General features: G+C 37.2%; 12 protein-coding genes. 7 read left to right on the top strand and 5 right to left on the bottom strand.

Going from position 1 to position 13,699, the window contains the following annotated elements:
• The 4 genes from ACYT6F_RS18470 (at window position 1) to ACYT6F_RS18455 (ending at window position 4,577) form a co-directional block, all read left to right on the top strand.
• Window positions 1-1,932, top strand: coding sequence for a transglutaminase-like domain-containing protein (locus ACYT6F_RS18470; RefSeq protein ID WP_472599075.1), 1,932 nt, complete (start codon window positions 1-3; stop codon window positions 1,930-1,932).
• Window positions 1,933-2,011: 79 nt separating this feature from the next.
• Window positions 2,012-2,839, top strand: coding sequence for an RsiV family protein (locus ACYT6F_RS18465; RefSeq protein WP_472599074.1), 828 nt, complete (start codon window positions 2,012-2,014; stop codon window positions 2,837-2,839).
• A gap of 26 nt (window positions 2,840-2,865) precedes the next feature.
• Window positions 2,866-3,681, top strand: a complete 816-nt coding sequence (locus ACYT6F_RS18460; RefSeq protein WP_472599073.1) for a DUF3298 domain-containing protein — start codon at window positions 2,866-2,868, stop codon at window positions 3,679-3,681.
• A 44-nt stretch (window positions 3,682-3,725) separates the two neighbouring features.
• Window positions 3,726-4,577, top strand: a complete 852-nt coding sequence (locus ACYT6F_RS18455) for a diacylglycerol/lipid kinase family protein (RefSeq protein ID WP_472599072.1) — start codon at window positions 3,726-3,728, stop codon at window positions 4,575-4,577.
• A gap of 187 nt (window positions 4,578-4,764) precedes the next feature.
• On the opposite strand, the gene ACYT6F_RS18450 is transcribed toward ACYT6F_RS18455, so the two are convergent.
• Both ACYT6F_RS18450 and ggt read right to left on the bottom strand, forming a co-directional pair.
• Entirely contained in the window at window positions 4,765-6,045 is a 1,281-nt protein-coding gene (locus tag ACYT6F_RS18450) for a dicarboxylate/amino acid:cation symporter (protein WP_472599071.1), read from the bottom strand.
• A gap of 144 nt (window positions 6,046-6,189) precedes the next feature.
• A complete protein-coding gene (gene ggt, locus ACYT6F_RS18445; protein WP_472599070.1) occupies window positions 6,190-7,875 on the bottom strand; it encodes a gamma-glutamyltransferase in 1,686 nt (561 codons plus the stop codon).
• An 89-nt stretch (window positions 7,876-7,964) separates the two neighbouring features.
• On the opposite strand from ggt, the gene ACYT6F_RS18440 reads away from it, so the two are divergent.
• Both ACYT6F_RS18440 and ACYT6F_RS18435 read left to right on the top strand, forming a co-directional pair.
• A complete protein-coding gene (locus ACYT6F_RS18440; protein WP_472599069.1) occupies window positions 7,965-8,933 on the top strand; it encodes an NAD-dependent epimerase/dehydratase family protein in 969 nt (322 codons plus the stop codon).
• Window positions 8,934-9,013: 80 nt separating this feature from the next.
• Window positions 9,014-9,766: a polysaccharide deacetylase family protein gene (locus ACYT6F_RS18435; RefSeq protein WP_472599068.1), complete on the top strand. Its 753-nt coding sequence runs from the start codon at window positions 9,014-9,016 to the stop codon at window positions 9,764-9,766.
• Window positions 9,767-9,769: 3 nt separating this feature from the next.
• Here the strand turns inward: ACYT6F_RS18435 and ACYT6F_RS18430 are convergent, their stop codons facing one another.
• From ACYT6F_RS18430 to ACYT6F_RS18420, 3 genes are all read right to left on the bottom strand, one after another.
• Entirely contained in the window at window positions 9,770-10,600 is an 831-nt protein-coding gene (locus ACYT6F_RS18430; protein ID WP_472599067.1) for a class I SAM-dependent methyltransferase, read from the bottom strand.
• A 29-nt stretch (window positions 10,601-10,629) separates the two neighbouring features.
• On the bottom strand, window positions 10,630-11,835 hold the full coding sequence (locus tag ACYT6F_RS18425) for a metallophosphoesterase (protein ID WP_472599066.1): 1,206 nt from the start codon (window positions 11,833-11,835) through the stop codon (window positions 10,630-10,632).
• Window positions 11,836-11,901: 66 nt separating this feature from the next.
• Window positions 11,902-12,969, bottom strand: coding sequence for a 3-oxoacyl-ACP synthase III family protein (locus ACYT6F_RS18420; RefSeq protein WP_472599065.1), 1,068 nt, complete (start codon window positions 12,967-12,969; stop codon window positions 11,902-11,904).
• Between the two features lie 101 nt (window positions 12,970-13,070).
• On the opposite strand from ACYT6F_RS18420, the gene ACYT6F_RS18415 reads away from it, so the two are divergent.
• Window positions 13,071-13,640, top strand: a complete 570-nt coding sequence (locus ACYT6F_RS18415) for a hypothetical protein (protein ID WP_472599064.1) — start codon at window positions 13,071-13,073, stop codon at window positions 13,638-13,640.
• Window positions 13,641-13,699: the final 59 nt, after the last annotated feature.

Raw genomic sequence — 13,699 nt, 5'->3', positions numbered from 1 at the left:
ATGAAGAAAATAGTATTCATCGCCTTTTGCTCAATGCAGTTCATTTTTGTGGAGGCTCAAAAACACAAATTTTTCGATCCACCCAAATTTAATGATGCGGATTTATCAAAACAAAAATCAACGTTGGACGAAAATGCTCCTGCGGAAATTCTCTATAAATCATTACGGTTCAGTGTAGATAACACGACCGGATATCTCGTTAAAAATACGTACTACAGGGTAAAAATTTATGATAAGGATAAAGCTGAAGACTGGCTGAATCTTGAAATACCTCTTTATCAGAACGGTAGCGATCAGGAACTGCTTAATAAAATGAAAGCATATACTTACAACCTTGAAAACGGCACCGCAGTTGCCACGAAGGTTGATAAAAGTTCGAAGTATAAAAGTAAGGAAAGCAAGTACATATCTATTAACAAATTTGCTTTTCCTAATGTGAAAAACGGCTCTGTCATAGAGTATCAGTATGAGGTTACCTCACCTTTTCTTTATTTTATTCCCGAGATCTTGATTGAAACGGACACTCCTTCTCTTTATACGGAATATATCCTGGACAGTCCTGTGAATATAGCTTACAATATTAATTATACAGGATCTCTGGTGCCACAATATAAAGAAGTGGACGAAAGGATGATGTATGGTGCCACTTACAGAACTTACAGATTTGGATATGAGAATGTAAAGGCATTCAAAACAGAAAAATTTGTAAATAACGACAGAAATTACAGAACAAAAATTGGTGCAGAACTGCACTCTACAAATTTTAGGGAGCTAAAGCTGTATTCATCATCGTGGGAGCAGATAAAAGACCGTATGTATGAAAGAGAGGATTTTGGCGGGGAATTGAAGAAAACAAAGCTTGCTAAAGAAAACATGCCCGCAAATATTGCAGGAATTTCCAATGAACTCGATAAGGCAAATGCTATTTTCAATTATGTAAAAAATACTTTTACATGGAACAAAGACGCAGGTATTTATACGGAAGACGGAATTAAAAAAATGCTGGAAACAAAAACAGGAAATGCTGCAGAAATTAATCTTTTCCTTGTAATGTTGCTGCGTGAGGCAGGTATAAAGGCAGATCCGCTGGCTATTTCTACCATTAGTAACGGATTGATTAATCTTGCTTCTCCCAATGTTTCCAATATGAATTTTGTGATTGCTGCAATCCAGACGAAGGACGGCTTCCATCTGTATGATGCCACAGTAAAACAGTCTTCAATAGACCAGCTTCCACCGAGAGACTGGAATCAGTTTGGGATTCTTATTTCTAAAGAAAAAGTTCAGCAACTTACGATGAGCAATGCAAAAACAAGCTTTACCTATCTTACAGCTACCGCAAAAATTAATGATGACGGAAGCATTTCAGGAAACTATTCTGACAGGGATACCGGGACATATGCCATGTTTGCCAAAGAAAACTATGACGATAATGCTGATAAATACAAAAAACAATACAAAGAAAATTTCTCCATAGACTTTACCGATATCGATTCAAAAGTTATTGATAACGGCGATTTTGAAAGCACTATGAAATTTTCGTCTGAAAACCTTATTGATAAAGTCGGCAAAAAGATCATCATCAATCCGATGCTTTTCCTGAACAAAAATTCCAATGAATTTGATCAGACGGAAGAAAGAAAGTACATGATTGATTTTATAACACCTTTTACAAGAGTGAAAAAGATCGTTCTTCAGATTCCGGAAGGATATGCGATTGAAGAAATGCCGAAAAATAAAAAGATTGTTACCGAAGATAAAGAAATTGAGTATAGCTATATCGCAGAGCAAAAAGGCAATACTTTGGAAGTGATTTCCACCACAAAAGTTCTGAGCCCGAACTATCCGAAAGAATACTATCCTGCATTCAAGCAGATTTGGGGGGTTGCGTCCAAGCAGGAAAACCAAGTAATCAGCCTTGTGAAAAAATAAAAACCATACAATTTTTAAATAAGTTTAGAAACCATTCATTTTTTGAATGGTTTTTGCATTTGTATAGAAAATCAGAATTATGAAAAATATTGTGGCTGCTCTGGCTCTATCAACACTCATGATCGTTTCCTGCAAAAAAACCGAAAACAGCAGTACCGATACTGTTACAAATGATACTGTTCAGGCGAATACATTCACGGTAGATTCTGTAAAAGTGAATGATTCATTACAGCTTAGCGATTCCCTGAAAGTTAAATATTCATCTGCCATGCTGGTATTCCCAAATATTAAAGACAGGACGCTTCTTGACAGCATTTATTTTGAAGAAAAAAACATCAGTGACTTTTCTAAAAGCGGACTCCGGGCAGCGATTGAAAAAAATAAAAATGAGTACTTCAATACCATGAAAAAGGATTCCAAAGACTGGATTTCCGATATGAACTTTTCCCAGGAATGGTACTCAGATACAGGAATGAACCTTAAATCAAGAATCAACGACTATATCCATATTCAATATGTCTGGGGTTCTTATGAAGGAGGAGCCCATGATAATTACGGATTTTCAGAAAGAGTTTTTGACCTGAAAAATAATAAAAAACTTCAGCTGAAAGATATTACCACAATGCCTAAGGCTAAAATTGAAGCAATGCTGCTGAAGAATATTAATAAAATAAACAGCGGAACCACAGACAATACCGGAGCAGTGAATAATTCGGAGATGCTTTTGGTAGATGTCATCCCTGCAACTGAAAATTTCTATTTTGATGAAAAAAACCTGTATTTCCATTACAGTCCTTACGAGATTGCCGCATTTGCAGCAGGAGACATCACCATTCCTGTTTCATGGAAAGAGCTGAAAGGTACCATTAATCCTGAATTTGAAAGAAGAATGGGCATCAGCTATTAAAAGTTGCGACCAATTAATACACACAAATGATGAAAAAAACGTATCTTATATATGCTTTCATTTTTCTTACAAGCATCTTTGCCTGCAAAGAGTTTGGGAATGAAAAGAAAAATACCGACAATAAAAGTTTCGGCAGGATCAGTATAGATTCTGTAATTGAAGAAGATACTGTCAAAATTTCAGATTCTGTAGTATTGCGTTATTCTTCTAAGCTTTTATGGTTTCCCAATCTTAATAATAAAAAGCTTCTGAAAGAAATTTACCAAAATAAAGAAATATCCGATTTTTCCAGAAACGGCCTTCAGGCTTATCTTAAAAAAGAAAAACAGTCTGTTTATGACAGGATGAAAAGTTCCGGCGGGCTCTCACAAGTAAAACAGCAGCAGCAATGGTCTTATATTTCTCAGATGAATGTGCGGATGAACAGGAATAACTACGTTTCGGTTCAGTATTATACCAGCCAGTTTGAAGCCGAGCATAGAGTACAGTATCATTATGTAGAGAAAGTTTTCGATTTTAAAAACCAAAAAAAGCTTGAATTATCTGATGTATTAGTATTGTCGGAAGAAACTATCAGTAGAATTTTAAAACTTAGCCTCGAGAAAACCACCATGATGCAGCAGATCAAAACCTACGACAGGGAAGCGTATAAGGTTCTTTCTGCCGTTACCTTTCCCGTCACCAGAAATTTTTACTTTGATGATTCCAACCTTTATTTTCATTATAATATGAATGAGATCAGCCGCAATTATGATATAGGAGATATTATTCTCTCCATCTCATGGGAAGATTTGAGCGGATATATAAAACCTGATTTTGCCCGTCGAATGAAAATTAACTGAATTTAATGCTTTCTAATCTGAAAGCATTTTTTAATTTTGCATCAATGGAAAAAGTAGCCTTTATCATCAACCCTTTTTCAGCCAAAAGAAACTATCAGCCGTTTCTCAATGAACTGCATGCCAAGGTGAAAGATCCTTTGTATTATATTTCAGAATCTATTCTGGGAACCGATGATTTTATACATGCACATTATACAGAAGTTGATGTTTTCGTGGCCATCGGGGGAGACGGAACAATTTCAACGGTAGCCCGTAATCTCATTAATACAGAAAAAATACTGGCTATTTTTCCGGCGGGTTCCGGCAATGGATTTTCCAACGAAAACAATTTCAGCAAAAACCTCGATGAACTTCTCGAAAAGCTGCGGGCAAAAAAATCCAGAAAGATTGATACTTTTACCATAAACGGGAGATTGTCCATTAATGTCTCGGGAACAGGTTTTGACGGCAAAGTGGTGAAGGAATTTGAAAAAACCACCCGCGGTTTTAAAAACTATATTAAAGTTTCCCTTAAAACATTTTTCAGCTACAAACCGAAAAAGGTGAAATTTTTAGATGAAAAATACAAGGAGTACAATGGCAAATATTTGATGGTCAATATTGCCAATACCCGCCAGTTCGGGAATAATGCGTATATCGCACCACATGCAAGTAAAAGTGACGGACTGGTCGATATGGTTCTCGTAAAAAAATTCCCGATCACCTATTCGCCGCTTTTTGCATTTAGAATGTTTACCAAAAAGCTGAAAGACGATAATTATATCACTTACCTCCCTGTTTCAGAAATACAATTTAAGGTTAATACCAAAAACTGGCATATTGACGGTGAATTCAATAAAATAAAATCACCCATTCACGTAAAAGTTCAGCCTTCAAGTTTGAATATTCTGATTTAAATACGGCTATTCCTACAAAGAAGAATTATTTTCTATTAATTTTTAGGAGCTGTTTCTCGCTTTCGCTACTCGCTTTTTCGGTTTTTGGCGGCGGCTTTGCCGCCGCCAAAAACCGAAAAGAGCTCAGACATGCCGCTCAATTGAGGCTAAAACTGTCGTTTATAGAAGGATTAGATCCACTTCAAGATTAAACTTCCAGCTTTTCCTCTACGTTACCGGGATGATCCAATACATATTGCAGCTGACTTTTATCCAATTGCTTTTCCCAGTTGGCAACCACTACCGTTGCTACGGAATTTCCGATCACATTCGTTAAAGCTCGGCATTCGCTCATAAATTTATCAATTCCCAAAATCAGTGTCATTCCTGCAATAGGAATTTCAGGAACCACAGCAAGCGTGGCTGCTAATGTTACAAAACCGGCCCCGGTAACTCCTGCGGCACCTTTTGAACTAAGCATGGCCACTAACAGCAGCATGATCTGTTTTTCGATCGGGAGATGAATATTCAAAGCCTGCGCGATAAACAGTGAAGCCAGTGTCATGTAAATATTGGTACCGTCCAGATTGAAAGAATATCCTGTCGGAACGACTAAACCTACAATCGCTCTCGAACATCCTGCTTTTTCCAGTTTTTCCATGATTCCCGGAAGTGCAGATTCTGACGAACTGGTTCCCAGAACCAACAGCAGCTCTTCTTTAAGGTAATACATCAGTTTAAAGATATTGAATCCGTTGTACCATGCTACTGCTCCTAAAACCAACACCACAAATAAGGCAGAAGTAATGTAAAACGTTCCCACCAGGAATATTAAATTTAAAACAGAGTGAAGACCATATTTCCCGATCGTAAAGGCCATTGCCCCAAATGCTCCGATAGGTGCAAGCTTCATCAGCATATGCACAATTTTGAAAACCGGTGTAGAAAGATCCTGCAGGAATTCGGTAACTTTCCTGCTTTTTTCTTTTGTTAAAACAAGGGCAACTCCCATCAGGATAGCAACAAGAAGAACCTGAAGGATATTTTCTCCCACCAGCGGACTGAAGAGCGTTTCCGGAATAATATTCATAATAAACCCGGTGAGGGTAGTTTCGTGCGCTTTCTGCTGATACTGTGACACGTCTCCCGAAAGGGTAGCAGGATCTATATTCAGTCCGTGTCCGGGTTGCAAAATGTTTCCGACTACAAGTCCGATAATCAAAGCCAGTGTCGAAAAGGTTAAAAAGTAAATCATGGCTTTAACAGCAATTCTTCCTACTTTCTTCAGATCTGTCATGTGCGCAATTCCTAAAGTGAGGGTAATAAAAATTACCGGAGCGATAATCATTTTCACCAGTTTGATGAATCCGTCACCCAGAGGTTTCATCTTTTCCCCGAGTTCAGGATAAAATCTTCCTAAAAGAATTCCGGCAATAATGGCGATTACCACCTGAAAATAAAGCTGCGGATAAAGTTTTTTTGCTTTCAATGAAATTGTTTTGAAGCGCGAAAATTATGAAAAAATTATTGTTTACTATGACAAATGTCAGTAAAAGTTTCGGCGGAGCTGAAAGCTCCGCCGAAACTAGATCGTCTAAATTCTTAAAGAAGAAGAATATAAGTATTTTAAATATTATTCCACCGCTACCGAATCATCACCTCTGCCATCTGCCACAGCATGAATGGTACCTTCTTCGTCAATCAGGATCATTTCTGTTCTTCCGATTTGTCCCCATTTTTCGGCTTTATAGCCCAGCTTTTCCATATCCGTTATAGTGGTTTCAGGAAAATTCTTTTCAAAGGCAACCGTTTCCGGAAGCCATTGATGATGGAATTTCGGAGCATTCACAGACATGTTGGCATTCAGTTTAAAATCCACCACATTTACAATCGACTGATAAACAGAAGTAGGAATTGTCGTTCCTCCCGGTGTTCCTACAACCATATACGGTTTTCCGTTTTTCAGAACAATAGTCGGAGTCATTGAAGAGAGCATTCTTTTATTGGGCTGAATAGAATTAGCCTCTCCACCCACGGCTCCAAACATGTTTGGAACACCTGGTTTAATGGAGAAATCATCCATTTCATTATTTAAGAAGAATCCGGCTCCTGATACAACAACTTTACTTCCGTATAGGCCATTCAATGTTGTGGTAACGGCAGCGGCATTTCCATCCTTATCAATAACCGAAATATGGGTAGTTTCTGTAGATTCTTTAGGTTGTTTTATGATTTTTCCGACTTCTGCGCTGGGAGTGGCTTTGTTAAAATTAAAGCTTTTCCATCTGTTTTTTAAATATTCGTCGGAAATAAGGTATGAAGTTTTATCCTGAATAAATCCGGGATCTCCCATGTACTCAGCACGGTCGGCATACGCTCTTCTTTCAGCTTCCACCATAACCTGAACGGCTTTTACCGAATTCTGCTGGTATTTTTCAAGGTTTTCGTAAGCCGCCATTTTAAGCATTTGTGCCAGAAGGATACCACCGCTTGAAGGTAAAGGCATCGAAACAATCTGATTTCCTTTATAATCGAAGTCCAAGGCTTTCCTTTCAGCAACTTTATAGTTTTTCAGGTCTTCAGAAGTAATAATTCCGGTTCCCTTTTTCATTTCGGCAACAAGAAGTTCTGCGGTTTTACCCTCATAAAATCCTTTTTGTCCTGATTTTTGAATCCTTTTTAAAGTTTCTGCAAGCTCTTTTTGGATGAGAAGGTCGCCTGTTTTCCAGGGAGTATTTTTCACAAAAACAATATTTGTTTTATTGTGGCGCTCGAAGTTTGCTTTATTGTTGTTTAAAAGGTCTGCTTCCTGCCGTGTAATGGCGAATCCTTTTTCAGCTAAATCGATCGCCGGCTGAATCAGCTGTTCCATCGGCAGCCTGCAATGCTTCAGCGTTGCAAAAAAACCGGCCACACTTCCGGGAACTCCCACGGCAAGTCTTCCGTTTTGTGAAAGATCAGTATCTGCCTTTCCTTTTTTATCAAGATACATATCGTGAGTAGCCTTTAAAGGTGCTGTTTCACGGTAGTCCAGCGTAAATTTTTCACCGGTATTTTTTACTCCTACCAAAAAGCCGCCGCCGCCGATATTTCCGGCCTGCGGATATACTACGGCAAGCGCATACTGTGTGGCAACAACTGCATCGTAAGCATTACCTCCCATTCTCAATATTGTAGCACCTGCCTCGCTTGCAAGCGGATGTGCCGAAACAACAATGCCTTTATTTTTTACCTTTACCTCTTTTACAATGTTGATATCAGTATATTGTGCTGATACTGTGGAAGTAAATAGGATGAGTAAAACAATAATCTTTTTCATTTACAAATTTTGTAATCCAATTTACGATTTTGTTTTAAGATAGGCTTTAAAATATTTACTTTTGCTTGTATCAACTAATAAAAATAAAAATGGAATCCCACACGGAAAGAATACTTATTACGGGTGCCTTAGGACAAATCGGTACCGAACTTACAAACAGGCTTGTTGAAATTCATGGAGCCGAAAACGTTGTTGCTTCCGGTCTCGACAGATGGCAGAAAGGCATTACTTCTGCAGGATATTATGAAAGAATGGACGTTACAAATACACAGTTGGTAAGACAGATCATTAAAGATTATGAAATCACAACGGTGTATCATCTGGCTTCCTTATTATCCGGTACTTCGGAAAAGCAGCCGATTTTCGCCTGGAAGCTGAATCTTGAACCTCTTCTTCATTTCTGTGAAATGGCAAAAGAAGGCCTTATTCAGAAGATTTTCTGGCCAAGTTCAATTGCTGTTTTCGGAAAAGGAATTCCAAAGGAAAATGTAGGGCAGGACGTAGTATTAAATCCTACTACCGTGTACGGAATATCTAAAATGGCAGGAGAAAAATGGTGCGAGTATTATTTCGACAAACATGGGGTAGATGTAAGAAGTATCCGCTATCCCGGATTAATTTCCTGGAAGACTCCGGCAGGTGGCGGAACAACAGATTATGCTGTTGAGATTTTTTACGAAGCTATAGAAGAAGGAAAATATACAAGTTTCATTTCTGAAAATACAGGGATGCCGATGCTTTATATGGATGATGCCATCAATGCAACGCTTAAGCTTATGGAAGCTCCGAAAGAAAATCTTAGCGTACGATCTTCGTATAATCTCGGAGGAATGTCTTTTACGCCGAAAGAACTTGCTGAAGAAATCAGGAAAGAAATACCGGAATTTGAAATTGATTATAAGCCGGATTTCAGACAGCAGATTGCAGATTCCTGGCCAGCCTCGATTGATGATTCTGTAGCCAAAAAAGATTGGGGATTATCGTATGAATACGGAATTTCTGAAATGACGAAAGACATGATTAAGAATCTGAAAGTGAAACTTAATAAAAATCAATAAGTAAAGTTTTACTTTAATTAAGATGTAATTTAACATCTGATTTTTAAATATTTAAAAATTTTATCTAAAAATTACTTAATATGATATTATTGACTTTTAACATCGTGAACATTGAAGCTAAATGCAAAAATGGTGCTGAAGTTTCCGATGATGAAAGACTGAAAATTTCAGAAAATAATACAAAAGCTATTTTAAGAATTTTAAATATTCATGATATAAAAGCAAGTTTTTTTGTTGAAGTTTCTTTAGCAGAAAAATTACAGAACTTATTAAAAGCAATTTCATCTCAAGGGCATGAAATTGCTTTTTACAATAAGAATTCTGATCCTGAAGAAATAGAAAATTCAAAAAGAATAACTGAAGAATTTTTAGAAAAACAGATAAAAGGATTCCGGCAGAAGGACAATAAAATCTCTTATCAAAGTCTGAAATTGATGGAATTCAGTTATATTTCAAATATTGATAATGCGAACATTCTCTTTCCTTTCAAACGACTAAAAAGAGATACGGAAATTATTGAACAGGACGGATTGAGCATTGTTCCTGAAAGTATTTCCCCTTACAGTCAACTGCCTTATAATGATTTTGTATTCCAGGTTCTGCCGATGAAATATTACCAGAATATGGTTTTTGAAACATTGAAGAACGATGAGTTTGTCCTGATATATTTAAATTCCTGGCAGTTTACCGATTTCAAAAAGTATCATTTTGATGTTCCTTTTTACAGAAGGCTGAATTCCGGCAAAAAGATGGAGGACAAATTAGATGCCCTCCTTACCTGGATCAACGAGAAAGAAATGGCTACTTCCCGTATGAAAGATTATATTTTTTAAGTTCTATTCGCCGTTTTTACAAATTGCCAGAAGGTCTGTAGAATATTGCATTTCTTTTTTAAACACAATATCTTCATGGGAATACTGCGATGCAAAATTAACTGAAGTATTGTTCTCTGACTGAAGTATATTTTTATTTCCGGTCCTGATTTTTCTTAAAAGCTCAAATATCTTTTTCTGAACATTTAAAAGGAAAACTCTCAATGAGTAAGGATAGATTGATAAAGTGGATGGCAGAACTGCTATTCGCTGTTTTTTTGTTCTTTTTATTTCTTCTAAAATTAAATCTGAATCTGAACCTATTTTTAAAATTTTAACCTCTGTAAAATACTTTTTAAGAAGTCTTTCCAGACTTTCCGGAGTATATTCTTTCAGGTGAAAAATATTCCAGGGTTGCTGGATATAGTTAAAAAGTCTGTGTTTTTTATCTGGCGTTGATATCAGTACAATTCCGCCCGGATTTAAAAGCTGTCTAATTGCAGACGCGTATTTTTTATCGTCGGGCACATGTTCAATAACCTGGAAAGAAGTAATGACATCAAATTTCTCATTTCCTAATTCCGCAATCGTTTTAAAATTCAGATTTGGGGCTTTGTATTCATTGTTTGCAAAATCAACCGCTTCCTGGCTGATGTCAACACCTGTTACACTTGCGGCAGACTCAGAAAGCATGTGTGAACCATATCCCGAACCACATCCGTAATCCAGTACTTTTTTGCCTTTTACGAGTTTTTTGGCATATTCATAGGTGGCAATGTGCATTAGATGAAGATATAATTCAGATTTATTGCTGAATTGATGATTGATGATATGTCTTTCTCCTGTATCCTTCATTGAAAATTTTATTCGTAAAAAAATTGAAGTTACGCAAGTTCAAAAAGCGTAATCTCCGGTAAAACGCCCACTCTTCCAGGGTAAGCCAGTACTCCAAAGCCTCTGTTTACATATAGCATTTTGCCTTCACTTTCATACAGATCTGCCCATTTCGGATATTTATACTGAACCGGAGACCATTTAACATTTTTAAGATCAAGTCCGAACTGCATTCCGTGTGTATGTCCGGAAAGTGTCAGGTGGATGTTTCCGGGATGTTTTTTTACAACGTAATCGAAATGGGTAGGGTCATGGCTCATCAGGATTTTTGTAGCGGTTTCCGGTACTCCTTTTAACGCGTCATCAATTCTCCCGAATTGTGGAAAGGGCTTCAATCCCCAGTTTTCAACGCCAAGAATATATAGTTGCTCGCCGTTTTTCTCAATAATACGGTGCTCATTTCTAAGCATATCAAAACCGGCCTGTCTTTCATACTCGATCAGAGTACTCAGGTTTTGTTTCTTTTCATCCATTGATGACCATTTAACATAATCTCCATAGTCATGATTACCAAGAACGGCAAATTTGCCATCTTTCGCTTTTATCTTTGAAAAGAGCGGGATAAATGGCTTAAATTCTTCCGCCACATTATTCACCATATCTCCTGTGAATAATACAAGGTCTGGGTTTTGTTCGTTGATAAGGTTGATGGCATGTTCCAATTTGGAAGGATCTGCAAAACTTCCGCTGTGAACATCCGAGATCTGTACAATTTTATACCCTTTGAAGCTTTTTGGCAGATTGGCAAAATTGATTCTTACTCTTCTTACCTTATGACGATACTTTCCAAAGGTAATTCCATCAATGAAAAGAGCCGAAAGCACACCTCCGAGTCCCAGTCCTACAATGCTTAAAAATTTTCTTCTTTCAGGAAAGAAATTTTCTGAAGATCCCGCTAATCCGATCAGGTAGCCTCCGGTTCTGATGATATCATCAATAAGGAGAAATAAAACAACAAAAATTTTAGGAAGAATAAAGATCAGGAATACGGATATCATGATCTGCGCTCTCATCATGCTTCTGTCGGCTCTGCTGAAATTGGAGATTTCGTATGCGAAAAAACCGTACACCGCAAGGGTAATAACCCAATAGCCGATCCTGATCCAGGAGTTATCCGTAAGGGTTCTGATGGCCTGGTAAATGTATGCTTCCAGCAAAAGGAAGATGACTGCAATAATAAAAAAGTTTCTTTGCATAATCTGTTTAAAAAAAAGCACAAAGAATAATTTCCCTGTGCTTTTTGTATTTTAAATTAAATAATATTAAGGAAATCTGTACACGATAGCATTGATGTTCATTCCGGCGCCTACCGAAGTCATTACAATATTGCCTTTTTCTTTAAACGATTGGCCCTCCATTTTTCCTTTAATTATTAAATCAAACATGGTAGGGATGGTCGCTACTGAAGAATTTCCGAATTCCTGAATCGTCATTGGCGATATGGAGTGATCGTAATCTTTCACATTGTACAATTTGTGTAGCCTTTCGATCATGGCATAATCCATCTTGGCATTAGCCTGGTGAATCAAAATCTTATTGATGTCTTCAATAGAAAGACCTGCGTCTTCAATAGTTTCTTTTATCGCAGCAGGTACGTTTTTCAACGCATACTCATATATTTTTCTTCCCTGCATTCTTACGAAAATGCGTGTCTGGTCAGATTCTTTATTGATGGATGGCCCATTTGCTAAATAATCCAGTTCGGGGCCGTTATCACAAATGGTATTGTGGGCAATAATGCCTACATTTTCTTCATCAGTGGCTTTTACCACTACAGCACCTGCACCGTCGGCAAAAATCATCCTGTTTCGGTCATGAGGATCCGTTACTCTGCTCAGTGTTTCTGCGCCGATTACAAGAACGGTTTTGGCGACTTTAGCTTTAATCAGATTATCTGCCAGAATCATAGCCTCTACCCAGCCCGGACAACCGAAAAGCATATCATACGTTACGCACTTTCTATTTTTAATTCCGAGTTTATTCTTCACTCTTGCAGCCATAGTAGGCATGAAGTCTGCATATCCGTGCGCGGTAACTTCGCCGAAATTGCTCGCATAAATGATATAATCAAGCTCTTCCTGGTCTATTTTTGCATCTGCAATCGCTATTTTGGCAGCTTCGTAGCCGATTTTAGAATTGGAAAGATCTTCTTCTATGAATCTTCTGTTTTCTATCTCTGTAATTTCTACAAACTTTGCAATCGTTTCTTCAGCAGGCTTGTCAATCTTTACCCCGTCTTCTGTATAAAATTCTGAACCTAAGAAATAGTCTCTCCCGATAATTCTGCTGGGAAGGTAAGATCCAGAACCAATTATGATCGTATTCGGCATTCTTTTAAATGATTTTTTAAAGACGCAAAGTTAATAATTAATATTAATAACAGAGAATTAAAAATATTATTAAATTTGCAAAAATTGTACTTTACAATCCTATGAAAAATAATGCATCCTTAAAAGGCTTACTTATTGCAATTGCGGCATTTATCTTTGCCTTTGGGATTTACTTTCTCTTTCTGGCCAAAAAGAATTATTACGTGGTGGATAATCCCACGCCCAATACTTTTTATTATAAAATAAACAACGGTTCCGAAGGTACTATTGCAGGCGGCCAGACTGTGCATGTAGATCTGAATACCGGCAAAAATTCAATTAAAGTTTTTGACCAGAATAAAAAAATGCTCTTCGATTCTGCTTTTGAAGTCAATAAAGTAAGAGGGCTGATTAATATTGCACATCAGGATTATTATATCCACGAACAATATTACGGCTACAATCTTAAAAAAGATTCACTACTTTTGGCGCTTGATAAGACTGTAATCGACGGGAAAACATATTTTGGGGGAGCAAAACACTTCAACAAACTATTTACCGATGATTTTTATTACAATGTAGACGAAGATTATGATAAAGTGATCAAAAACGTCCAGAAGGTAGAGTCGAGATCAAAGATCTTCAGAAAGCAGGATTACCTTAATTATTATAACGAATATTACAAGTTTTAAGTTTTGACAAAAGATATTACCAAAGTTACGCCCTACAACTCTGATGCAACCAAGAAGAG

The organism is Chryseobacterium sp. NG-CE01 (assembly GCF_055695505.1).
The sequence above is the reverse complement of the archived record's forward strand: the minus strand, read 5'-3'. Positions and strand labels throughout refer to the sequence as shown.

Excerpts from the sequence above, each read along its gene's own strand:
- ACYT6F_RS18470 (WP_472599075.1), top strand. The coding sequence starts at position 1 with ATGAAGAAAATAGTATTCATCGCCTTTTGCTCAATGCAGTTCATTTTT.
- ACYT6F_RS18465 (WP_472599074.1), top strand. The coding sequence starts at position 2,012 with ATGAAAAATATTGTGGCTGCTCTGGCTCTATCAACACTCATGATCGTT.
- ACYT6F_RS18460 (WP_472599073.1), top strand. The coding sequence starts at position 2,866 with ATGATGAAAAAAACGTATCTTATATATGCTTTCATTTTTCTTACAAGC.
- ACYT6F_RS18455 (WP_472599072.1), top strand. The coding sequence starts at position 3,726 with ATGGAAAAAGTAGCCTTTATCATCAACCCTTTTTCAGCCAAAAGAAAC.
- ggt (WP_472599070.1), bottom strand. The coding sequence starts at position 7,875 with ATGAAAAAGATTATTGTTTTACTCATCCTATTTACTTCCACAGTATCA.
- ACYT6F_RS18440 (WP_472599069.1), top strand. The coding sequence starts at position 7,965 with ATGGAATCCCACACGGAAAGAATACTTATTACGGGTGCCTTAGGACAA.
- ACYT6F_RS18435 (WP_472599068.1), top strand. The coding sequence starts at position 9,014 with ATGATATTATTGACTTTTAACATCGTGAACATTGAAGCTAAATGCAAA.
- ACYT6F_RS18430 (WP_472599067.1), bottom strand. The coding sequence starts at position 10,600 with ATGAAGGATACAGGAGAAAGACATATCATCAATCATCAATTCAGCAAT.
- ACYT6F_RS18425 (WP_472599066.1), bottom strand. The coding sequence starts at position 11,835 with ATGCAAAGAAACTTTTTTATTATTGCAGTCATCTTCCTTTTGCTGGAA.
- ACYT6F_RS18420 (WP_472599065.1), bottom strand. The coding sequence starts at position 12,969 with ATGCCGAATACGATCATAATTGGTTCTGGATCTTACCTTCCCAGCAGA.
- ACYT6F_RS18415 (WP_472599064.1), top strand. The coding sequence starts at position 13,071 with ATGAAAAATAATGCATCCTTAAAAGGCTTACTTATTGCAATTGCGGCA.